The organism is Mesorhizobium xinjiangense (genome assembly GCF_009749525.1).
Classification (GTDB): Bacteria; Pseudomonadota; Alphaproteobacteria; order Rhizobiales; family Rhizobiaceae; genus Mangrovimarina; species Mangrovimarina xinjiangensis.
In genome coordinates this window covers 25,973-47,609 of sequence record NZ_WOAC01000012.1, presented here as the reverse complement: position 1 = coordinate 47,609, position 21,637 = coordinate 25,973, and the positions used below count along the sequence as shown (strand labels likewise).

The window sequence follows — 21,637 nt, the reverse complement described above, 5'->3', positions numbered from 1 at the left end:
CCCTCGCCCGGCATCCCCGCCGATCACGTCACCGCGAGAAAGCGGATGATCGTGTCACCATAGTGACGCTCGTCGATGAGCGCGAAGCCATCCGGCGTTTGAAAACCGGCATCCGCCGCCTCCTCGACGACGCACAGCGCATCCGGCCGCAGCCAGCCGCCCGCACGCGCCGAAGACAGCGCCCGCTCGCCCATCCCCTTGCCATAGGGCGGGTCGGCAAAGACCAGTCCGAACGGCTGAATGGTTCCGGCATCGCCGAGCCGGGTCGCGTCGCGGCGAAAGATCTTCGTGCGCCCCTGCAGGCCGAACGTCTCGACATTGGTCCGGATCAGGCCGCGCCCCTCGGCCGACTCTTCGATGAACAGGCAATGCACCGCCCCGCGCGACAGAGCCTCCAGGCCGAGCGCACCGGTGCCGGCGAACAGATCGAGCACGCGGGCGCCGGCGAGACGGCCTTCGAAACGGTGCTCCAGCACGTTGAAAACCGCCTCGCGGGTCCGGTCGGTCGTCGGTCTGATGGCGCTGCTGCGCGGCACGGCGAGCGGCCGGCCGCGAAACTCACCGCCGACGATCCGCATGCCCGCGTCCCTTGCCCGGCCGTTTCGCGCCACCGCCGGACGGTTTGCCGCCGGTCGGTTTGCTGCCGGTCGGCTTTCCGCCGCCGCGGCCGCCGGCCGGCCCATCCTGCCCGCCTTCGACCTTGGCCTTGCCGCGTGGCCTCGCCCCCGGCGCCATCCACACATTGGCGCTGCGCGTGCGGCTCGGCCGGTCCTCACGCTTCGCAGGCGGTCCGCCTTTCGGCTTCGATGTCTGCAGCCGGTCGAGCGCGTCCTCGCGCCGGCCTTCACGCACGCGCCGCCGGTTCTTGATCAGGCCGCCCTCGCCCGGTTCGTCAAGACGCGGCGGCCGCGTTGGCGCATGCGGCCGTTCTGCCGGACGTGCGGACGATCCGGAGACGGGCTTGTTGGAAAACGGCCTGACCACCGGCGCGTCGAAATTGGCCCCGGCCTCCTCGATCAGCGTGTCGCCGAGCTGGTCGCGCAATGTGCGCCCCTTGAGCTCCTGCACCGTGCCCTCGGCCAGTTCGCCGAGTTGGAAGGGACCGTAGGAGACGCGGATGAGCCGCGTCACGTTGAGCCCGAGCGAGGCGAGGATGTTCTTGACTTCGCGGTTCTTGCCCTCGCGCAGACCGATGGTGAGCCAGGCATTGGAGCCCTGCTCGCGGTCGAGCGTGGCCTCGATCGCGCCATAAAACACACCGTCGACCGCAACGCCGTCCTTGAGCTGCGCCAGCCGCGCCTCGTCGACCTTGCCGTGCACGCGCACCCGGTAGCGTCTCAGCCAGCCGGTCGACGGCAGTTCCAGCACGCGCGCCAGCCCGCCGTCATTGGTCAAGAGCAACAGGCCCTCGGTGTTGATGTCGAGCCGGCCGATCGTCATCAGCCGCGGCAGTTCCGCCGGCAGGGTGTCGAAAACGGTCTTTCGGCCCTCGGGATCGCGATTGGTCGTCACCACGCCGGCCGGCTTGTGAAACAGGAAGAGCCGCGTGCGCTCGATCGCCGGGATCGGCGTGCCGTCGATCAGGATGACGTCGTGGGGGCCGACATTGCGCGCCGGCGTATCGAGCACCGCGCCATTGACGCTGACCCGCCCGGCCTCGATCAGCGCCTCGGCCTCGCGCCGCGAGGAAACGCCGGCGCGCGCCAGGCGCTTGGCGATGCGCTCGCTCTGCGCCGTCGATTGCGTCTCGTCGGCGCGACGTGCCGGGCGCTTCGCCCTGTCGCGCTCGGAGGGGGCCGAGGCAAAGGACTTCTGCGGCCGATCACCCGGCTTGCCGCGCCGCTCGCCCGGCTTGCCGGGCCTGTCGGAAAATTTGCGTTCGGGCCGCTTTCCGGGGCGTTCTGCGGCGCGATCATCACCTTTTGCCCAGCGTGGCTTGCGCGAAGCGGCCTCGCCGCCCTCCTCGCCAGGGCCGCTGCGGCGCGGCCGATCGGCCGCCGCGCCCTTGGGCTTGGCGTATCGCTTGTCACCTTCGGCGCGTTTGCCGCCAAAACTGTCCTTTGCCCGCGCACCGGCGCCGGCCCATTTCGGCTTGCTCGGGCGCTCGGCATTGTCATCTGCCTTGCCGGCTGCACCGAATTTGCGCTTGCCGAAGCCGCGCGCCTGCGCCGGCTTGCCGCCGTCGGCATGGGGGCGGCCGGCGCCCTTGCGCTGCGGCCTGCCGTCGCGCTGTGGTCTGTCTGGTTTGTCGTTCATCTGGCCTTTGCCTTTCACGGCGGGTAACTATCAGCATCCCCGGACGCATGCGAGGAAATTGTAATCGAAATGAACCGAAACAGACGGCCCGATTTCATGGCGGCGGCGCTCGAGGAAGCACGGGCCGCAGCTGGCCGCGGCGAAGTGCCGGTCGGCGCGGTGGTGGCGCTCGACAACCGCATCATCGCGCGCGCCGGCAACCGCACGCGCGAACTCGGCGACCCGACCGCCCATGCGGAGATCCTGGCGATCCGCGAGGCCTGCCAGCATCTCGGTTCCGAGCGCATCGACAGGGCCGATCTCTATGTTTCGCTTGAGCCTTGCGCCATGTGTGCCGCGGCAATCTCATTTGCCCGCATTCGCCGGCTGTACTTCGCCGCCTCCGACGAAAAAGGCGGCGCCGTCGTCAACGGCCCGCGCTTCTTCGCCTCACCGACCTGCCATCACGCGCCCGAGGTCTATTCCGGCTTCGCCGAGACGGAGGCGGCCGAGATACTCAAGGATTTCTTCCGTTCCAGGCGGACCTGAAGGCCATTGCGGCAGGGGCTGTTGTTACAGGCCCGGGATCCAATCGCGCCAACTCGTCTGGCCGCTCTGCTTGCGCGCGGCCGCCTTGCGGTCACGCTCCTTTTTCCATTCGTCCTCGCCCAGCTCGTTGGCCGGTGCCGTCGAGGACGGGAGGCGATAGTCGAGCGGCGGCTCGCTCAGGAAGCGGCGCTGAGTGGGCGACCCCTGCTTGCCTTCCTGGAGGCGCTTTTCGAATTCGGCCCGCTGGGCGCTTTCGCCGGCGCCAAGGCCGCTGGGCGCCATATAGGCAACGTCGTCGCGCCGCCCGCGCTCGCTCGCCGCCACACTGGCCGCACCGCCGCCCGTGACCACGGGACGGTAGTCGATATTGTCGCTGTTGGCGTCGGCATAGGCGCGCACGCGTTCGCGCCGTTCTTCGGGCGATTCCGGCCAGGCGCCGGCCGAGGCCGTGCGGATGTCGTTCTGCGGTTTCGGCAGCGTCTTCTTGTCCGCCGGCTCCACCAATTTCGGACGCGGATTATAGGCGATGTTCTGCTTCTCGTCGGGACCGAGCGAAATCATGCCGGTGACATCCTCGAGCAGCTGCACGTCGGCGCGCGTGCCGGTGCCGTAGGTCGGCGTGCCGACACAGGCCGTCAGGCCGCCCGTCACCAGCGCCAGCGCAGCGCCTGTCGCGAACAATCGCGCCAATGCGTTGGGAACGCCTTCGTTCTTCACGGGTGATCCCCTTTCGAATTGCCGCCCCACTCCGGCGGATCAGATATCTGCGTCGTTTGAGCCGCAATTCCGGCAACAACATGACACATCGCTTCACGGAACCGATGCGCCGATCCAGTTTTCATCCTGTTGCAATCCCGCATGGAGAACCGGCTTGCGTCTCCCGGAATTGCACTCGCTTACGGCCCGCCTTGTAGCGCAAGCCGCGCTCAGCCGCAACGCGTCCCGACAATCGGAATCGGATCGCGGAAAATGCGACGCATCATGGACGGAAAGTGTTAAGGCGCCCTTGTCATCCCAAAGAACTACGGCGCTCCAACGTCGCAGTCGGCTCCACCTTTATGCTCAAATTCGCCCGAGCGCCTGAAGCTCGCGCAACGCGGCTGCATCGCGCGCCGAAACGTCCGGAAAGGCCGGATCCGACCCGACATCGTCCGTATAGCGCCAGGAGCGGGCGCATTTGACGCCTTGCGCCTTGTCGAACGCGACGCCGACGCCGGAGACGTCGTCGAGCCTGAACGCACCGTCCGGCGCCTTGCCGGCGACGATGGTGATGGCGCTGGTGATGCAGACTTCCGCCATGTCGACGCGGTTGACCGCCGCCAGCAGCGCTTCATCGGCGATATAGACGACCGGCGCCGCCTCGAGCGACGAGCCGATCGTCTTGTTCGCCCGTTCCAGTTCCAGCGCCCCGGTGACCACGCGGCGCACCTGGCGCACCTGGCGCCATTTGGCAGCGAGCTCTTCGTCGAGCCATTCGGCCGGAATGTCGGAAAACTGTTCCAGGTGCACCGAGACCGCATCGGGATGACGCTCCAGCCACGCCTCCTCCATGGTGAAGGGCAGCATCGGCGCCATCCATTTGACGATGGCGTCGAACAGGCGCCGCACCACGACGATGGCCGACTTGCGGCGCAGGCTCGACGGCGCGTCGCAGTAGAGCGCGTCCTTGCGCACGTCGAAATAGAAGGCCGACAACTCGACCACCATGAAGTCGATCAGGGCGCGCGTGATGCGCTTGAAGTCGAAATTGTCGTAGCCCTTGCGCACGACCCGGTCGAACTCGGCCAGCCGGTGCAGCATCAGCCGCTCCAGTTCCGGCATCTCGGCGACATCGACGTCCTCGCCCTCGTCATGGGCCAGCGTGCCGAGCATCCAGCGTGTCGTGTTCCTGAGCTTGCGGTAGGCGTCGATATTGGTCTGCAGGACGTTCTTGCCGAGGCGCTGGTCCTCCCAATAGTCGGTGGTCATCACCCACAGCCTGAGGATGTCGGCGCCCGACTGCTTCATCACATCCTGCGGCACGACCGTATTGCCGAGCGACTTCGACATCTTGCGTCCGTGCTCGTCCATGGTGAAGCCATGCGTGATGACGGCGTCGTAGGGCGCGCGGCCGCGCGTTCCGCAGCTTTCCAAGAGCGAGGAATGGAACCAGCCGCGATGCTGGTCGGATCCTTCCAGGTAGACGTCGGCCGGCCATTTGAGGTCCGGCCGGTCTTCCAGCGTGAAGGTGTGGGTGGAGCCGGAATCGAACCAGACATCGAGAATGTCGGTGACCTGATGCCAATGGTCCGGGTCATGGTCGGCGCCGAGGAAACGTTCCTTGGCACCCTTTGCGAACCAGGCGTCGGCGCCCTCCTTCTCGAAGGCATCCAGGATGCGCGCATTGACCGCCTCGTCCTTCAGCACCTCGCCATGATGATCGGCGAAGACGCAGATCGGCACGCCCCACGCCCTTTGCCGGGACAGCACCCAGTCGGGCCGATCCTCGATCATGGCGCGCAGCCGCGCCTGGCCGGCAGCGGGAACGAAACGGGTCTGGTCGATAGCCGTGAGCGAGCGGCTGCGCAGCGTCGTGCCGTCACCCAGTTCCTTGTCCATATAGACGAACCACTGCGGCGTGTTGCGGAAGATCACCGGCTTCTTGGAGCGCCAGGAATGCGGATAGGAATGCTTCAGCCGCCCGCGCGCGAACAGCATGTCCCTTGCGATCAGCGCCTCGATGACGGCCTTGTTGGCGTCGCCCTTCTTGCCGTTGTCGTCGATGACGCGGGCCGCCCCGCCTTCCCGCTCGGGACCGAAGCCGGGCGCATCCTCGGTGAAGCGACCGTCGTCGCCGACGGTGAAGGGGATCGCCGTGTCGATGCCGCGCGCCTGCAGTTCCTTCTGATGGTCCATCCAGGCTTCGAAGTCCTCGCGGCCATGGCCCGGCGCGGTATGCACGAAGCCCGTGCCGGCATCGTCGGTGACGTGATCGCCGGCCAGCATCGGGACGGCAAACTCGTAGCCGCCGCCGAGACCCTTGAGGGGATGGGCGCAGGTGATGCGACTCAGTTCATCAGCTGAGACTTCGCGCAGGCGCTTGTATTCGAGCTTCGCCTTGGCGAAGGATTCCTCGGCCAGCGCGTCGGCGAAGATCGGCTTCTCGCCCGCCTGCGGGCCGAAATCGTTTTCCGCCGCCGTCACCTCGTAGAGGCCGTAGGCGATGCGCGGCGAATAGGAGACGGCGCGGTTGCCGGGGATCGTCCACGGCGTCGTGGTCCAGATAACGACAAACGCCCCGAGTAGTTCATCTTGCTGCTCAGCAAGTTGGAGATCACGTGCTGTTGGCCCTCCCGTATATGTGGCAGGGTCAACCCCTTGAAGATCAGCCATATTAGATCGCTGGACCGGAAACTTCACCCACACCGTGTCCGACTCGTAGTCCTGGTACTCGACCTCGGCCTCGGCGAGCGCGGTGCGCTCGACAACCGACCACATGACCGGCTTTGAGCCGCGATAGAGCTGGCCGGACATGGCGAACTTCAACAGTTCGCCCGCAATGCGCGCTTCAGCGTGGAAGTTCATGGTCGTATAGGGATTTTCGAAGTCGCCCTCGACGCCAAGACGCTTGAACTCGGCCGTCTGCACATTGATCCAGTGCTGCGCGAACTCGCGGCATTCCTGACGGAACTCGTTGACCGGCACCTCGTCCTTGTCGAGCCCCTTGGCGCGGTATTGCTCCTCGATCTTCCATTCGATCGGCAGGCCGTGGCAGTCCCAGCCCGGCACGTAGTTGGAATCGCGGCCGCGCATCTGGAAGGAGCGCGTGATGACGTCCTTCAGGATCTTGTTCAGCGCATGGCCGATATGGATGTTGCCGTTGGCGTAGGGTGGGCCGTCATGGAGAACATATTTCGGCCGCCCGGCCGCGTCCTCGCGCATGCGCTTGTAGAGGTTCATCTCCTGCCAGCGTTCGACCAGCTTCGGCTCCTTGTCGGGCAGGCCGGCGCGCATCGGAAAGTCCGTTTTCGGCAGGTAAAGGGTCTTCGAGTAGTCGAGTTTTTCAGCAGTGTCGGTCATCGTCTCGCCGTGTCGGGCCGCGAAGTGAAACAGTCGGGCGGGCCCATATCATGAATGGATCTTTGAAGTCGGTGCAGCGCCAGAGCGCGCGGTAGTCCCGGACCGTCAGGCGCCTCAGGCCGCCCGGAGGGCCGGGCCGGTAATTCGTATCACGGTCACGTTGAAGCGGGCGAGCATCATCATGGCGGCGCTTTTAGCCGAGCCCGGCCCAAGAATAAAGCCACAATTGATCTTCCTGCCCGCCCTCCTTCGCGCGACATGCGCCGAGCTGCCCGATTTCATGGTCGTTATGCGGCAAAATCGCTGGCCGCAGGCCCGGCGCCATGGCAGAATCCGATTCGCGGCGGACCTGATCGGGCAACCGCAGGGCCGATACTCGGGCAACGCCCTCCCTTCGCGGGAGGGCGTCGGCCTTTTCCCCTTTTTCAGCCATCGGTAACGCCGCCCCCCGGCGCATGCGAACGTGCACGGCACCATAAGTTGCCGTAGCGTAAGTACGGTATTGAGTTTGCAACCCGTCGGGCGCAGAATCACCTGGCTGTTTCAACCAGGAGTGCCGTCAATGGCCAACGCAAATGCACATGAGGGAAACACGCTCGGTGACGCGATCACCGAGGTGAGATCGAAATGGGGCTGGTTCGTCGCCCTCGGAATAGCCTTTCTGGTTCTAGGCCTCATTGCCTTCTTCAACGTCGTCCTCGCGACGGTGGTTTCAGTCTATTATGTCGGTATCTTGATGCTGATCGCCGGCGTCGCGCAGTTCATCCACGCATTCGGCGTCAAGGGATGGGGTCAGTTCATCCTGTGGCTTCTGGCCGGCCTGCTCTACGCGGCGGCGGGCGTCATCGCCTTCACCAATCCACTTCTGGCATCGGCGGTGCTGACCTTCATCCTGGCAATCACCCTGGTCGCCGACGGTCTGGTACGCATCTGGATCAGCATCAAGGAGCGCTCGAACTCGGGCTGGGGATGGGTGCTGCTCGCGGGCATCGTGACCTTGCTCGCCGGCCTTGTCATCGCTGCCGGCTGGCCGGTCAACAGCCTCTGGATCCTTGGACTTTTCCTCTCCATCGACCTGATCTTCCAGGGCTGGTCCTTCATCGCCTTCGGCCTCGGCCTCAGGCGCTAGCGCGCATTCGCTTCAAACGGAAACGTTCGAAGCAATGATATGCGCGCCAGATCAATATGCTGGAACATGTCCCTTTCGCTCAAACGATCCGTTTGAGCGGGACATGTTCGAGCGCGCGTTGCGTCTCGCGCATCCCTACGCGGGCGTGACGCGTGTTCAATGCGCCCTTTTCCTTGGCGCCGGCCTGCTTCAGCGCCAATGCCTTCTGCGCGCTTTCGGCCAACGATATGCTTGCCGCCATGCGCCGGCGGCGCTCCGCCTCGTTGTTGAGACGGCGCATCACGGACGCCAGCACCTCCGCCTTGACCTTCGAGCCCGCATCGGCAGTAGATGCGGATGCGCCTTTCGGCTTGGCCTTGCCACGCATTTCGCGCCGTCGGCGATGCGCTTGCGAATGTGCCTTGTCGCGGCGTTCGCGCATCAACCGGACCAGCTTGGACAATTCCTCGTCCGACAGTTCCTGCACCGCCGGATGATGCGATTTTTCGACCAATTTTTGCTCGTCGGCGCTCAATGCGCGTGCTTCTTCCTTCCGCGTCATGCCCATGGGCCGTCTCCTTGTCGCTGCCCCGGGGTCACCCGCAAAGATGATACAATGCCCAAGGCAACCAGGCCACCGCCTGCCGACGGCGGCAACGCAACGTCAGTCCCGGTCGAAGGCAGTGTGACGGTCGATTGCGGAAAGCGGCTGTACGCCTGCCAGAAGCGCGCGGGCCTCGGCCTCGTCGCGCTTCATCTGGACCACCAGGGCGTCCAGCGAGGGAAATTTCCGCTCCCCGCGCAGGAAGCCGAAGATCGACACCCGGCAGGTCTCGCCATAAAGGTCGTCGGCGAAGTCGAAGACGAACGTCTCCAGGAGCGGCGCGCCGTCCGGGTCGACGGTCGGACGGCGCCCGAAACTCGCCACGCCGTCATGCAGCGTGCCGTCCTGGCGTCGCAGGCGGACCGCATAGATGCCGTGACGAAGTCCGGTTTGCGGCGGCAAGGCCATGTTGGCGGTGGGAAAGCCGAGCGTGCGGCCAAGCTGCTGGCCACCTGTCACGGTCGCCTCGACCGTATAACGATAGCCAAGGAGCCCGGCCGCCTCGGCCACAGCGCCTCTTGACAGGAGATCGCGGATACGGCTCGAGGAGACGACTTCCGCCCCCTCGTCGCGAAAGGCGTCGACCAGCGTGACGCCGAAACCGTTTTTCTTGCCCGCCGCCATGAGATAGGCCGGGTCGCCCTGGCGGTCCTTGCCGAAATGAAAGTCGAAGCCGGTCACGGCATGGCAGATGCCGAGCTGGCCGACGAGAATGCCCGACACGAAATCCTCTGCCGACCGGCTGGCGAACTGGCGCGTGAAGTCCTGCTCCACCACAGCGTCGAAACCCATGAAGCGGACGATGTCGGCTTTCAAGGCGGCGGGGGTGACGCGGTCGACGGGATGGTCGGGCCGGAAGACGCTGCGCGGATGCGGCTCGAACGTCAGCACCAGCGACGGCATTGTCCGACGTTGCGCTTCTTCCAGGGCCCGTTCCAGCACTGCCTGGTGCCCACGATGCACCCCGTCGAAATTGCCGATCGCGACGACGCCGCCGCGCAATTGCCCGGGAAGGCTCGTGCCGTCCTTGATGCGAAGGAAAGTCTTGCTGCCCATGGCGCTCTGCTTCCTCCTGCCCGGCGTCGTTACGTCAGATGGGGGATCGCGGCGACCGGATGATGGCCATGCCTGGCCAGAAAATCCGCCAGCTTGCCGGGATCCGGATTGTCCGGCTCGCCATAGTCGCGCGCATGGATGCCGCCCGAGACGTAAAGAACGTCGATCCCGTTCAATTCTGCGCCCTTCACGTCAGTCAGGATGCCGTCGCCGATCGCCAGCGCATCGTCCGGCCCGACCGGTGCGCCGAGCGCCCCTCCTGCCGCCGCCAGCGTTGCCTCGTAGATCGGCCTGTGCGGCTTGCCGGCAATCAATGTGCGCCCGCCGAGCTGGCCGTAGTCGCGGGCGAGCGCGCCGGCGCACCACACCATCCTGTCGCCGCGCTCGACCACGATGTCTGGGTTGGCGCAGATGAGAGGAAGGTCGCGCATGCGCAGGCGCTGCAGCATCTCGGCATAGTCGGCCGGCGTTTCGCTCTCGTCGTCGAAGAGCCCGGTGCACACGACGCCGGCCGCCTCGAACTCCTCGACGAGGTCCACGTCCAGACCGTCATAGATCGACATGTCGCGCTCGGGCCCCAAATGGAAGATGCGGCGCGGCCCCTCCGCGATGAGCCCGCGGGTCACGTCGCCCGACGTGACCACAGCATCGAAGGCATCGTCAGGCACGCCGAGTGCCGCGAGCTGCCGCTCGACCTCGCCATGCGGACGCGGCGCATTGGTGATGAGGACGACCGCCCTGCCCGCCGCGCGGGCCCGCCTGAGCGCCTCCACCGCCGCCGGAAAAGCGCGCACGCCATTGTGAACCACGCCCCACACGTCGCACAGGATGGCCTTGTAGCCACCGGAAATCTCATCCAGCGAACCGATCATCTGCAGTGCTTGCGGCATATCTGCTCCCGTGCGGCAGTGGCGGTGTCATGCGCCCTCGCTCGGGCAGCTTCGGCTTGCCGAATTATCCGAACTGTCGTGACCTGTCACCCGCTTTCGCGATTGAGATGAGCCGGCGCCACCCTTCCGGCCGGAGTTGCGAACCCGGACCAACGCGCGCCGAATTGCCGTCTGTCCGCCGATCGCCGTGCAATCCACGCTTCGGCGCCGGCCCGATATGCCACGTCATTGCCCGGCATCGTCCGCAAGCATCAGGGACATTGCAGTCAAATGGCGGCTTCACGCTTCTTGACTCGTGAAATCCAAGCGCCTATTTCAGCCGCCGTTAGCACTCATCAGGGCGAGTGCTAATACCTGTCCGGCTCTCCGGACGGAGGAAATTTGTTTCTCAAACATCCGCATCGAGGATAGTCAACATGGCAAAATCGAATTTCCGCCCGCTTCATGACCGTGTGGTCGTACGCCGGGTCGAATCCGAAGACAAGACGAAGGGTGGCATTATCATCCCCGACACGGCCAAGGAGAAGCCGCAGGAAGGCGAGATCATCGCCGTCGGCTCAGGCGCGCGCGACGAGACCGGCAAGCTCGTTCCGCTCGACGTCAAGGCTGGCGACCGCATCCTGTTCGGCAAGTGGTCCGGTACGGAAGTCAAGCTCGATGGCGAGGACCTTCTCATCATGAAGGAAGCCGACATCATGGGCGTGATCGGCTGAGCCGGCCGCGCTTCACCATTACACAATCGAATGTCAGGCCGTCTCCCCCGAGCGGCTTTGAACACAGGAGCTGAATATGGCTGCCAAGGAAGTAAAATTTGCCCGTGACGCGCGCGAGAAGATGCTGCGCGGCGTCGATATCCTGGCCGATGCGGTCAAGGTGACGCTGGGCCCGAAAGGCCGCAACGTCGTCATCGACAAGTCCTTCGGCGCACCGCGCATCACCAAGGACGGCGTGACGGTCGCCAAGGAGATCGAACTCGAGGACAAGTTCGAGAACATGGGCGCCCAGATGGTGCGCGAAGTCGCCTCCAAGACCAACGACGTTGCCGGCGACGGCACCACGACGGCCACGGTTCTCGCCCAGTCCATCGTCAAGGAAGGCGCCAAGGCGGTTGCCGCCGGCATGAACCCGATGGACCTGAAGCGCGGCATCGACCTCGCGGTCACGGAAGTCGTTGCCGATCTGGTCAAGAGCGCCAAGAAGATCAACACCTCGGCAGAAGTCGCCCAGGTCGGCACGATCTCGGCCAATGGCGAAAAGGAAATCGGCGACATGATCGCCGAGGCAATGCAGAAGGTCGGCAATGACGGCGTGATCACGGTCGAAGAGGCCAAGACGGCCGAGACCGAGCTCGAGGTCGTCGAGGGCATGCAGTTCGACCGCGGCTATCTCTCGCCCTACTTCGTCACCAACCCCGACAAGATGGTTGCCGAGCTGGAAGACGCCTACATCCTTCTCCACGAGAAGAAGCTGTCCAACCTGCAGGCCATGCTGCCGGTTCTGGAATCGGTCGTCCAGTCGTCCAAGCCGCTCCTCATCATCGCCGAGGACGTCGAGGGCGAGGCACTGGCAACCCTCGTCGTCAACAAGCTGCGCGGTGGCCTGAAGATCGCCGCCGTCAAGGCTCCGGGCTTCGGCGACCGCCGCAAGGCCATGCTCGAGGACATCGCCATCCTGACTGGCGGTCAGGTGATCTCCGAGGATCTCGGCATCAAGCTCGAGAACGTCTCGCTCGACATGCTCGGCCGCGCCAAGAAGGTGCGCATCGAGAAGGAGAACACCACGATCGTCGACGGTGCCGGCCAGAAGGCCGAGATCGAGGGCCGCGTCGCCCAGATCAGGCAGCAGATCGAGGAGACGACCTCCGATTATGACCGCGAGAAGCTCCAGGAGCGCCTGGCCAAGCTCGCCGGTGGCGTTGCCGTGATCCGCGTCGGCGGCTCGACCGAGGTCGAGGTGAAGGAGAAGAAGGACCGCGTCGACGACGCCCTCAACGCGACCCGCGCGGCCGTCGAGGAAGGCATCGTGTCGGGCGGCGGTACCGCTCTCCTGCGCGCCTCCGCAGCCATCAAGGCCAAGGGCGTCAATCCCGATCAGGATGCCGGCGTCAACATCGTGCGCCGCGCGCTGCAGGCTCCGGCCCGTCAGATCGCATCCAATGCGGGCGCCGAGGCCTCGATCATCGTCGGCAAGATCCTCGAGAACAACAGCCAGACCTACGGCTACAACGCCCAGACCGGCGAATATGGCGATATGATCCAGATGGGCATCGTCGACCCGGTCAAGGTCGTGCGCAGCGCTCTCCAGGACGCGGCATCGGTCGCCGGCCTGCTGGTCACCACCGAGGCCATGATCGCCGAGACGCCGAAGAAGGACGCTGGGGCTCCGGCCATGCCCGGCGGCATGGGTGGCATGGGCGGCATGGGCGGCATGGACTTCTAAGGAAGTCCATAAAGCTCGCCCATCAACCAAAGTGCTCAAGCCCGCATGCGGGCTTGAACCCAACCGAAACGGAAAGGGTGGTCTTCGGGCCGCCCTTTTCTTTTGGCCGAAAGCCTATCTATTCGTTGAGGAGACGTCCGTATCGCGGGGCGTCGGTCATGTCGTAGCGTGGCCGCCTCAGCCCAGCCGACTGGCCAGCACCTTATCGATGCGCCTTCCGTCCAGATCGACCACCTCGAACCGCCAGCCCTCGGCTTCGACCGTGTCGCCGACCTCGGGTATGCGCTTCAAGAGGTCAATGATGAATCCAGCCACCGTGTCGTAGCTGCGGCGACGCTGCAGTCGGATATGGATGAGGTCTGCCATCTCGTCGGCCGGCATCCAGCCGCTGATCAGCCAAGAGCCGTCCTGGCGCTGTGTGGCCTGGCTGCCGCTGCCCACCTCGTCGGAGCGGAATGCCCCGGCGATCGCATCGAGCACGTCGGCAGGCGTGATGAGCCCTTCGAAATGGCCGAACTCGTCGTGAACGAGCGCCACGGGCACGTTCGCACGCTGCAGCGCGTCGAGGGCGCTGAGCGCATCGACCGTGTCGGGCACGACAGGTGCCTGAACGGCATGCTTCTTCAGGTCGAACTTCCGCTTCGACAGGAGCGGCTTCAACAGGTCGCGCACGATGACGACGCCGATCATGGCGTCCGGATCCCCCTCGTAAACCGGTATGCGCGAGTGCGAGGTGGCAATGAGTGCCTTGCGCAGCGCCGCCTCGCTCAACCCGACATCGAGCATCTCGACTTCGGTGCGCGGCGTCATCAATGCCCGCACACCGCGATCGCCCAGCCGCATCACCCCGGCGATCATCGTTTGCTCCGCCGTCTCGATGACGCCGGCATTCTCCGCCTCCGCGATCATGGCGCGGATGTCCTCGTCGGTCGGCGCATCGCGGCCTCTGCCGCCCATGCCGAGCAGGACGAGCAGGCCTTTCGTCGTTGTGTCGAGCAGCCAGACGACCGGGATCGCTGCGCGCGACAGGAACAGCATCGCCGGCGCCAGCGCGCAGGCGAAGCGCTCCGGGTTGCGCAGTGCCAGATGCTTGGGCACCAGTTCACCGATGACCACCGAAAAAAACGTGATCGCACCGATCACAAGCGCGTAGCCGGCGATGCCGGCCGTCCGCGGCGACAGGCCCAGTTCGGCCAGCAACAGTCCCAACCGGCCGCCGAGCGCCGCGCCCGAAAATGCGCCGGCCAGGATCGCCACCAGCGTGATGCCGATTTGGACCGTGGAAAGGAACCGGCCGGGATCCTGCGCCAGTTGCAGGGCAGCCTTCGCCCCGGCCCGGTGCTGCTCGGCCATCAGCTTCAGCCGCGGCAACCGCGATGACACCACCGACAATTCCGACAAGGCAAAGACGCCGTTGAGCAGGATGAGTCCGGCCGCGATGAAGAGTTCGAGCATGGTGTGTACCGGCCTATATGCGGATCACCTTACGGTCAATCGACGTGATGAATGGGCGCAAACCTTTCGGATGACCACTCCGCGGCGAAGCAGCCGCGAATAAAGCTTCCATCACAACTCATGTTTTTGCTATCTGGCGCTGACATTTGCACCGATGCACACTAATGCCAGACAAGGAGCAGGACCATGAGCGCAACCCGCACCGAAACAGACACGTTCGGCCCGATCGAGGTGCCGGCGGATCGCTACTGGGGCGCGCAGGCGCAACGCTCGCTCGGCAATTTCAAGATCGGCTGGGAAAAGCAGCCTCTGTCGATCGTGCGCGCGCTCGGCATCGTCAAGCGCGCCGCCGCCGAGGCAAACATGGCGCTCGGAAAGCTCGATCCGCAAATCGGCAAGGCGATCGTGGAAGCCGCGCAGGAGGTGATCGATGGCAAGCTCGACGATCATTTTCCGCTCGTCGTCTGGCAGACCGGCTCGGGCACGCAGTCCAACATGAACGCCAATGAGGTGATCTCCAACCGGGCGATCGAAATGCTTGGCGGCGAGATGGGCACGAAAAAACCCGTCCACCCCAACGACCATGTCAATATGAGCCAGTCGTCGAACGACACCTATCCGACAGCCATGCATGTCGCTGCCGCCGAACGCATCGTCCACGACCTCGTGCCGGCGCTGAAACATCTGCACGCCGCTCTCGAGGAAAAGACAAAGGCCTTCGACCACATCGTCAAGATCGGCCGCACCCACACCCAGGATGCCACGCCGCTGACGCTCGGCCAGGAGTTTTCCGGCTATGCCGCGCAGGTCGCCTCCTCCATCAGGCGCCTCGAACTCACCCTGCCCGGCCTGTGCGAGCTTGCCCAGGGCGGTACGGCGGTCGGCACCGGGCTCAACGCGCCCGTCGGCTTTGCCGAAAAGGTCGCCGAGCGCATCGCAGCCATCACCGGCATCGACTTCGTCACCGCGCCCAACAAGTTCGAGGCGCTGGCGGCGCATGATTCCATGGTCTTCGCCCATGGCGCGATCAACGCGGCCGCGGCCGCGCTGTTCAAGATCGCCAACGACATCCGCTTTCTCGGCTCCGGCCCGCGCTCGGGCCTCGGCGAATTGGCGCTGCCGGAAAACGAGCCCGGCTCGTCGATCATGCCCGGCAAGGTCAATCCGACCCAGTGCGAGGCGCTGACCCAGGTCTGCGTGCAGGTCTTCGGCAACAACGCCGCGCTCACCTTCGCCGGCAGCCAGGGCCATTTCGAGCTTAACGTCTACAATCCGCTGCTGGCCTATAATTTCCTGCAGTCGGTGCAGCTTCTCTCGGACGCTTCCGTTTCCTTCACCGACAATTGCGTTACGGGGATCGAGGCACGCGAGGACAACATCAAGGCGGCGCTGGAGCGCTCCTTGATGCTGGTCACCGCGCTTGCCCCGACGATCGGCTACGACAACGCGGCCAAGATCGCCAAGACCGCGCACAGGAACGGCACCACCCTGCGTGAGGAGGCGCTCGCCACCGGGCTGGTGAGCGCAGAGGATTACGACCGCATCGTGCGGCCCGAGGAGATGACGCGACCGGGGTGAAGCGTACGGTTTGCGGATTTCGTGAAGGTTGCGGTATCCTTGCCCCGTCGGATTCGTGCTCTGCCTTGTCCTCCAGGCAAGATGAGCACGGCCGGCGAGGGCTGCGGTCGGCTTTGCCGCGATCCCTCGATAATGCAATTGTGAACGATGTGTCGTACACATACCCACTACTGTGAACGACGCTACTGGGCTATCCCGCAGCCGGAACAAAACCTTCGGAGATCCCCATGTCGACCAATGATTCCGCTACCGCACAGACCGGTTCCGCCGCTTCGGCCGTGCTTGTGCTCGGCCGCATCCTGCTTTCCGTGATGTTCATCCTCGCCGGTTTCTCCAAGCTCACGGCGATCGGCGGCACCGCCGGCTATTTCACCAGCCTCGGACTGCCGATGCCGACGGTGACGACCATTGTCGTCGGCCTCATCGAACTGCTGGGCGGACTGGCCGTTCTCGTCGGCTTCCAGACCCGGATCGCCGCGGTGCTGCTCGCGCTCCTCTGCGTCGGCTCGGCGCTGGTCGCCCACACCGACTTCGCCGACCAGGGCCAGATGATCAATTTCCAGAAGAACCTGGCGATTGCCGGCGGCTTCCTGGTCCTCGCCGTCTTCGGCCCCGGCGCGCTGTCGATCGACGCCAAACGCGGCTGAACCATCATCTTCGAAAGAACATGCGGCCCGGAGCGATCCGGGCCGTTTTGCGTTGCAGAGAGCCGTTCAGCCTGCCTCGATTGCTGCTCTCACCTGCTGGGCGAGTTCATCCAGCAGCGCCGCCTCGCCCTCGTCCCGCGCCTTGCGCGATGAGACGAGACAGGCCTGCGATTCCAGGATCACGCCATCCTCCAATATCCGCAGATGGTTCGCCTTGAGCGTCGAGCCGGTCGTGGTGATGTCGACGATGACGTCAGCCGAGCCGGCCGCCGGCGCGCCTTCGGTCGCGCCCAGGCTCTCGACGATGCGGTAGACCTGGATGCCGTGCAGTTGCGAGAAGAACTGCTGGGTAAGCCGCCAGTATTTGGTCGCGATCCTGAGCCGGCGGCCGTGGCGCTGGCGGAAATCGGCCGCCACGTCGTCGAGATCGGCCATGGTGGTCACGTCCAGCCAAATGTCGGGCACGGCGACGACGACATCCGCCCGGCCGAAACCGAGACGCGCCTCGATTGCCGCGCGCGCCTCCCAGTCGAGCACCGTCTCGCGCATCAGGTCTTCGCCGGTCACGCCGAGATCGACATTGCCCTGGCCGATTTCGCCGGCAATCTCGGAGGCCGACAGGAAGGCGATCTCGATATCGTCGCGCCCCGCGACATGCGCCCGGTAGCGGCGCTGGTCCTCCGGCTCGACGACCGGCAGGCCGGCCTTTGCCAGAGCGTCGAGCGCCTTGTCGCGCAACCGCCCCTTGGAGGGCAGAGCGAGCGTCAGTGTCATCGCGTGCCCTCCCGCAAGGCGCCGATCCGGTCGAGCCAGGCCGAAAAGCCGACGCCCGGAATGGGCTGTCTTGCGCCCAGCAGCGTCAGCAGCCGGTCGTAGCGTCCGCCGCCGATGAGCGGCCGCGCGCCGCCTTTTTCCGAGATCTCGAAGACAAGCCCGGTGTAATAGTCGAGCGGCCGGCCGAAGGCGGCGTCATAGGTGACCGCGTCCATCGGCAGGCCGAGCGCGCGCAAGGCCTCGGCCCGCGCGGCAAACGCGTCCAGCGCGCCGCCGAGCGAGATGCCCGCCGCCTGGGCGAAGTCGTTCAAGACAACCGGCGCATCGCCGAGCGGCGCACGGATCGCCAAAAAGCCCTTCAGCGCCTCGAAGGCCTCGGCCGACAGCCGCACGCTTCTCAGTTGCGTCTTCTCGATCAGCCGGCGGGCGATCTCGTCCGGTGCGCGGCCGAGCGTTGGCGACAGCCCCGCCTCTTCCATGCCCTGCGCGACGAAGCCCGCCAATGCGGACTGATCGCCATCGGCCACGAGCGGTGCCACCTCATCCGGCAGGGCGGTGTTTTTCGGCGGATTGGCCAGGTCGGAAAGGGCGGCCTCGAGCTGGTCGGCCGAACCGAAGGCGCGGGCAAGGCGCATGCGCCAGCCGCGCGGAAGACCGAGCGCGGCCAGCACCGCCTCGAACACCGTCTGGTCGCCGAGCGTGACGGCAAAGGACGCGCCGGGCGCAGCACATTGGAGCAGCGCATGGGCATCGGCGATCGAGCGCGCATCGGCTTTCGCGATATCGGGCTCGCCCAGATCCTCGATGCCGGCCTGGAAGAACTCGTTGCCGCCCTCGCGATGCTGGCGGAAGACCTCGCCCAGATAGCCGTAGCGGCGGGGCGTGCCGGCGCGGCTTTCGATGTGGTCAAGGCAGACGGGGATGGTGAATTCCGGCCTGAGACACAGGCTCTTTCCCGTCTCGCTCTCGGTGAGGAAGATGCGCCGGCGCAGATCCTCGCCCGCCATGTCGAGAAACGGATCGGCCGGCTGGATCACCGGCACGTCGGCAAGCGCGGCGCCGCGCTCTTCGAAAAGGCGCAATATGTCGGGGGCGAAGGCGGGATAGCGCAGGGTCATGGGGCGGCGGCCCGAATGAAAGCACCCCCCTCTGGCCTGCCGGCCATCTCTCTCTCAAGGTGGGAGATTGGCAGCAGTTCGGCGTTCGCCAATCGCCAGCGTTGCAGGACGGGCGAGGCGTGGATGAGGGCTAATCTCCCCCCTTGCGGGGGAGATGGCCGGCAGGCCAGAGGGGGGTACGAAGAAATGCTACCGGTCACGCCCGCTCCGCTCTCTGCGCGTCGAGGATCTTTTGCACCTCGACGACCAGATCGGACTGAGGCACGGTAATCTGACCGGGACGGCTTTCCTTGTACTGCTCGTGGTCGGCAATGTTCTGGGCAAGTCTTGCCCCGACGACCAGATCCTTGATCTGCACCTCGCCCTTTTCGCGCTCGTCGCCGCCCTGGATGACGACGCAGGGGCTGCCGCGCCGGTCGGCATATTTGAGTTGATTGCCGAAATTCTTCGGATTGCCCAGATACATCTCGACGGGAATTGGCGGACCGAGCGGCCTACCGTTTTCGTCGACTGGGTTGAGCCCATCGCGCAGAATCTTCGTCAGCCGCATGTAGTCCGCCTTGCGGTCTCTATCCATGACGGTGACGATGACCGGCCCCGTAGCAGAACGCTTCTCCAGCTTGCCGAGGTTCTTCAGCGCCGTCACCAGCCGCGACACGCCGATGGAAAAACCTGTTGCCGGCACCGGCTCGCCGCGGAAGCGCGAGACCAGCCCGTCATAGCGCCCGCCGCCGCCGACCGAGCCGAAGCGCACGATCTCGCCCTTCTCGTTGGGGATTTCGGCCAGAAGCTCGGCCTCGTAGACCGGACCGGTGTAATATTCGAGACCGCGGACGACGGAGCCGTCGATTCTTATCCTGTCGGGCCCGTACCCTGCCGCATCCACAAGCGCTGCAATTGTGCCGAGTTCATCAATTCCACTTTGCTCCATGCCGTTCTCTTCAGCCGCCTCTGCCATATCTTTGCAGAGTTGCCGGTTCGATAAATATTGAGTACTGCCTGGAAAGGGCCCAGCGGACAATTCGGCCTCAGATGCCCTCGCTTCGTCGACAAGAATTCCGGCGTTGCCCGATTGAAGCATCAAAGCGTGCAGCTTATCGATTTGTTCTTGCGACAGACCAGCCCCCTTCGTGAAATCACCCTCGCCCTTCTTGCCGCCATCCCAGCGACCGGGACCTAGTAACTTGTTGACCTCTTCACGGGGGAACTTATCCGCCTTGTCGATGGCTCTGAGCACCGTCAGCCGGCGTCCGGCGTTTTCCTCGCCGCCAAGCCCGATCGCCTCCAGCACCCCATCGAGCACCTTGCGGCTGTTGACGCGGATGACGTACTGGCCATTGAGACCCAGCGCTTCCATAACGTCGGCCATCATCATCGCCATCTCGGCGTCGGCGGCGACCCCCGGCGTGCCGACCGTGTCGGCGTCGAACTGCATGAACTGGCGGAAGCGCCCCGGCCCCGGCTTCTCGTTACGAAAGACCCAGCCGGCGCGATAGGAGCGGTAGGGCTTGGGCAGGCGCTCGAAATTCTCCGCCACGTAACGCGCCAGCGGTGCGGTCAGGTCGTAGCGCAGCGACAGCCACTGCTCGTCGTCGTCCTGGAAGGAAAAGACGCCCTCGTTCGGCCGGTCCTGGTCGGGCAGGAACTTGCCCAGCGCATCTGTATATTCGATCAGCGGCGTTTCGACCGGCTCGAAGCCGTAGCGCTCATAGACGGCGCGGATCTTCGCGCACATCTCGTCGACGGCGCGGATATCGTCCGCGCTGCGGTCGACGAAGCCGCGCGGCAGCCGCGCTTTCATCTTCTCGGATTTGCCGGTCATTCTTGTCGTTCTTTGTCGGTTCTGTTGGTTCTTGTCGGTCGCGAAAACATACAGCCGCGCGTGTAGCCGATGCGTGCCCGTGCGGCAAGCGCCGGCGCGGCTTGCCACACGCCGCGGCCGGGCGCTCAACGGCTGCGTCTTGCCAGATGATAGGTCAGTGCCGTGGCGATGCAGTGGCGCAGCGCTGCCTCATCGAAGGCGCTGCCGGCGGCAAGCAGGATCGAGCGGTTGCCCTTGTAGTCGAAGCTGTCGGGGTAAAGTTCGCGAAAGCGCTCGACGAGCCCGGTGTGGCAGATGAAATGGACCGCGACGGTATCCTCGCCAATCGCCGTCAGGCGGACCGAGCTTCCCACGCGCGGCTTTTTCGGCCCATAGGACGGCTCGCCCCATTTCGTGGTTTCGGCAATCGCGCCCACGCCCGGCGTGCCGGCCGCGACATCGAAGACCATGCCGCGCAGGCGAAAAAGCATTTTCGCCACCTTCGCCGGCCGGGCGGCGAAATAGGCAGCGACATCCGCATCGGCAATTTCAGGGACGTTTGAAGGCACGGCGCGCGGCCTCCACTTCGGCCCGGCAGGCGCAACCCTCGATATGGTCGTTGACCAGCCCCATCGCCTGCATGAAGGCATAGACCGTGGTCGGTCCGACAAAACTCCAGCCGCGCTTCTTCAGCTCCTTGGAAATCCGCGTCGAGACCTCCGTCTTCGGATTGGCGGCAAGCGTCGCAAAGTCGATCCGCGCCGGGCGCGCATCCTCTCCCGGCTCGAAGGACCAGAACCAGGCTGCGAGCGAGCCCGCCTCCTTCCTCAGGTCCAGCGCCTTGCGGGCATTGTTGATCGTGGAGACGATCTTGCCGCGATGGCGCACGATGCCGGCATTCGACATGAGGCGCTCGACATCGTCGTCGCCGAACAGCGCCACCTTCTCGAAATCGAAGCCGGCGAAAGCCTCGCGGAAATTCTCCCGCTTGCGCAAGATGGTGAGCCAGGAAAGGCCCGACTGGAACCCTTCAAGGCAGATCTTTTCGAACAGCCGGACATCGTCGTCGACCGGCCGGCCCCATTCGCGGTCGTGATAGGCGCGGTAGAACGGGTCGTTGCCGTGCCAGAAGCAGGTCTGCTCGCCGTCCGCCCCCTCGATCAACCCGGTCCTGACATCGTCCATCGGCCTTCGCCTCCCTTGTCGCGATTAAGGCCGCATTTACCAGATTCATGAACCGCCCGGTAACCATCGGGAAATCTTTCCTGACAAATCGGGCCCTGAATCCCATCCGTTCACCTTTCCGACGCCCCTTTTGTCCACA

Annotated in this window: 20 protein-coding genes; 6 read left to right on the top strand and 14 right to left on the bottom strand. The window is 65.1% G+C overall.

What is annotated here, in order from left to right; all coding sequences use genetic code 11:
• Positions 1-23: 23 nt before the first annotated feature.
• Complete coding sequence (rsmD, locus tag GM909_RS13700; RefSeq protein WP_157016955.1) at positions 24-578, bottom strand: 16S rRNA (guanine(966)-N(2))-methyltransferase RsmD; 555 nt, start codon at positions 576-578, stop codon at positions 24-26.
• Positions 559-2,256: a pseudouridine synthase gene (locus GM909_RS13695; RefSeq protein WP_157016954.1), complete on the bottom strand. Its 1,698-nt coding sequence runs from the start codon at positions 2,254-2,256 to the stop codon at positions 559-561. The genes rsmD and GM909_RS13695 overlap by 20 nt, the downstream gene beginning before the upstream one ends.
• Before the next feature lie 69 nt (positions 2,257-2,325).
• On the opposite strand from GM909_RS13695, the gene GM909_RS13690 reads away from it, so the two are divergent.
• On the top strand, positions 2,326-2,784 hold the full coding sequence (locus GM909_RS13690) for a nucleoside deaminase (protein ID WP_235911892.1): 459 nt from the start codon (positions 2,326-2,328) through the stop codon (positions 2,782-2,784).
• A 24-nt stretch (positions 2,785-2,808) separates the two neighbouring features.
• Here GM909_RS13690 and GM909_RS13685 read toward each other — a convergent pair whose 3' ends face one another.
• The 3 genes from GM909_RS13685 to GM909_RS13675 form a co-directional block, all read right to left on the bottom strand.
• Positions 2,809-3,501 (bottom strand): hypothetical protein, encoded by a 693-nt coding sequence (locus GM909_RS13685; protein WP_235911891.1) that lies wholly within the window; start codon positions 3,499-3,501, stop codon positions 2,809-2,811.
• Between the two features lie 345 nt (positions 3,502-3,846).
• Positions 3,847-6,843, bottom strand: a complete 2,997-nt coding sequence (gene ileS / locus GM909_RS13680) for an isoleucine--tRNA ligase (RefSeq protein WP_157016953.1) — start codon at positions 6,841-6,843, stop codon at positions 3,847-3,849.
• Between the two features lie 193 nt (positions 6,844-7,036).
• Positions 7,037-7,276: a hypothetical protein gene (locus tag GM909_RS13675; protein WP_157016952.1), complete on the bottom strand. Its 240-nt coding sequence runs from the start codon at positions 7,274-7,276 to the stop codon at positions 7,037-7,039.
• A gap of 129 nt (positions 7,277-7,405) precedes the next feature.
• Between GM909_RS13675 and GM909_RS13670 the strand changes: the two genes are divergently transcribed.
• The gene (locus GM909_RS13670; RefSeq protein ID WP_157016951.1) at positions 7,406-7,972 is read left to right on the top strand and encodes an HdeD family acid-resistance protein; all 567 of its coding nucleotides are present in this window, start codon (positions 7,406-7,408) and stop codon (positions 7,970-7,972) included.
• 79 nt (positions 7,973-8,051) lie between these two features.
• On the opposite strand, the gene GM909_RS13665 is transcribed toward GM909_RS13670, so the two are convergent.
• From GM909_RS13665 to GM909_RS13655, 3 genes are all read right to left on the bottom strand, one after another.
• A complete protein-coding gene (locus GM909_RS13665; RefSeq protein WP_235911890.1) occupies positions 8,052-8,519 on the bottom strand; it encodes a hypothetical protein in 468 nt (155 codons plus the stop codon).
• Positions 8,520-8,615: 96 nt separating this feature from the next.
• Complete coding sequence (locus GM909_RS13660; protein ID WP_157016950.1) at positions 8,616-9,611, bottom strand: bifunctional riboflavin kinase/FAD synthetase; 996 nt, start codon at positions 9,609-9,611, stop codon at positions 8,616-8,618.
• A gap of 29 nt (positions 9,612-9,640) precedes the next feature.
• Positions 9,641-10,501, bottom strand: a complete 861-nt coding sequence (locus GM909_RS13655; protein WP_157016949.1) for a TIGR01459 family HAD-type hydrolase — start codon at positions 10,499-10,501, stop codon at positions 9,641-9,643.
• Between the two features lie 416 nt (positions 10,502-10,917).
• Here GM909_RS13655 and groES point away from each other — a divergent pair, with 416 nt between their 5' ends.
• Together groES and groL are read left to right on the top strand one after the other, a co-directional pair.
• Entirely contained in the window at positions 10,918-11,214 is a 297-nt protein-coding gene (gene groES / locus GM909_RS13650; RefSeq protein WP_157016948.1) for a co-chaperone GroES, read from the top strand.
• A 76-nt stretch (positions 11,215-11,290) separates the two neighbouring features.
• A complete protein-coding gene (gene groL / locus GM909_RS13645) occupies positions 11,291-12,940 on the top strand; it encodes a chaperonin GroEL (protein WP_157016947.1) in 1,650 nt (549 codons plus the stop codon).
• 177 nt (positions 12,941-13,117) lie between these two features.
• Here groL and GM909_RS13640 read toward each other — a convergent pair whose 3' ends face one another.
• Positions 13,118-14,395, bottom strand: a complete 1,278-nt coding sequence (locus tag GM909_RS13640; protein ID WP_157016946.1) for a hemolysin family protein — start codon at positions 14,393-14,395, stop codon at positions 13,118-13,120.
• A 186-nt stretch (positions 14,396-14,581) separates the two neighbouring features.
• Here GM909_RS13640 and fumC point away from each other — a divergent pair, with 186 nt between their 5' ends.
• Both fumC and GM909_RS13630 read left to right on the top strand, forming a co-directional pair.
• Positions 14,582-15,973, top strand: a complete 1,392-nt coding sequence (fumC, locus tag GM909_RS13635; protein WP_157016945.1) for a class II fumarate hydratase — start codon at positions 14,582-14,584, stop codon at positions 15,971-15,973.
• Positions 15,974-16,200: 227 nt separating this feature from the next.
• Positions 16,201-16,620: a DoxX family protein gene (locus GM909_RS13630; protein WP_157016944.1), complete on the top strand. Its 420-nt coding sequence runs from the start codon at positions 16,201-16,203 to the stop codon at positions 16,618-16,620.
• Positions 16,621-16,686: 66 nt separating this feature from the next.
• On the opposite strand, the gene hisG is transcribed toward GM909_RS13630, so the two are convergent.
• From hisG to GM909_RS13605, 5 genes are all read right to left on the bottom strand, one after another.
• Positions 16,687-17,394 (bottom strand): ATP phosphoribosyltransferase, encoded by a 708-nt coding sequence (gene hisG / locus GM909_RS13625; RefSeq protein WP_157016943.1) that lies wholly within the window; start codon positions 17,392-17,394, stop codon positions 16,687-16,689.
• A complete protein-coding gene (locus GM909_RS13620; protein ID WP_157016942.1) occupies positions 17,391-18,512 on the bottom strand; it encodes an ATP phosphoribosyltransferase regulatory subunit in 1,122 nt (373 codons plus the stop codon). Before GM909_RS13620 ends, hisG begins: the two co-directional genes overlap by 4 nt.
• 196 nt (positions 18,513-18,708) lie before the next feature.
• The gene (hisS, locus tag GM909_RS13615; protein WP_157016941.1) at positions 18,709-20,334 is read right to left on the bottom strand and encodes a histidine--tRNA ligase; all 1,626 of its coding nucleotides are present in this window, start codon (positions 20,332-20,334) and stop codon (positions 18,709-18,711) included.
• A gap of 125 nt (positions 20,335-20,459) precedes the next feature.
• The gene (locus GM909_RS13610) at positions 20,460-20,882 is read right to left on the bottom strand and encodes a DUF1801 domain-containing protein (protein ID WP_235911889.1); all 423 of its coding nucleotides are present in this window, start codon (positions 20,880-20,882) and stop codon (positions 20,460-20,462) included.
• Positions 20,863-21,498 (bottom strand): DNA-3-methyladenine glycosylase I, encoded by a 636-nt coding sequence (locus GM909_RS13605; protein WP_157016940.1) that lies wholly within the window; start codon positions 21,496-21,498, stop codon positions 20,863-20,865. Before GM909_RS13605 ends, GM909_RS13610 begins: the two co-directional genes overlap by 20 nt.
• Between the last annotated feature and the right edge of the window lie 139 nt (positions 21,499-21,637).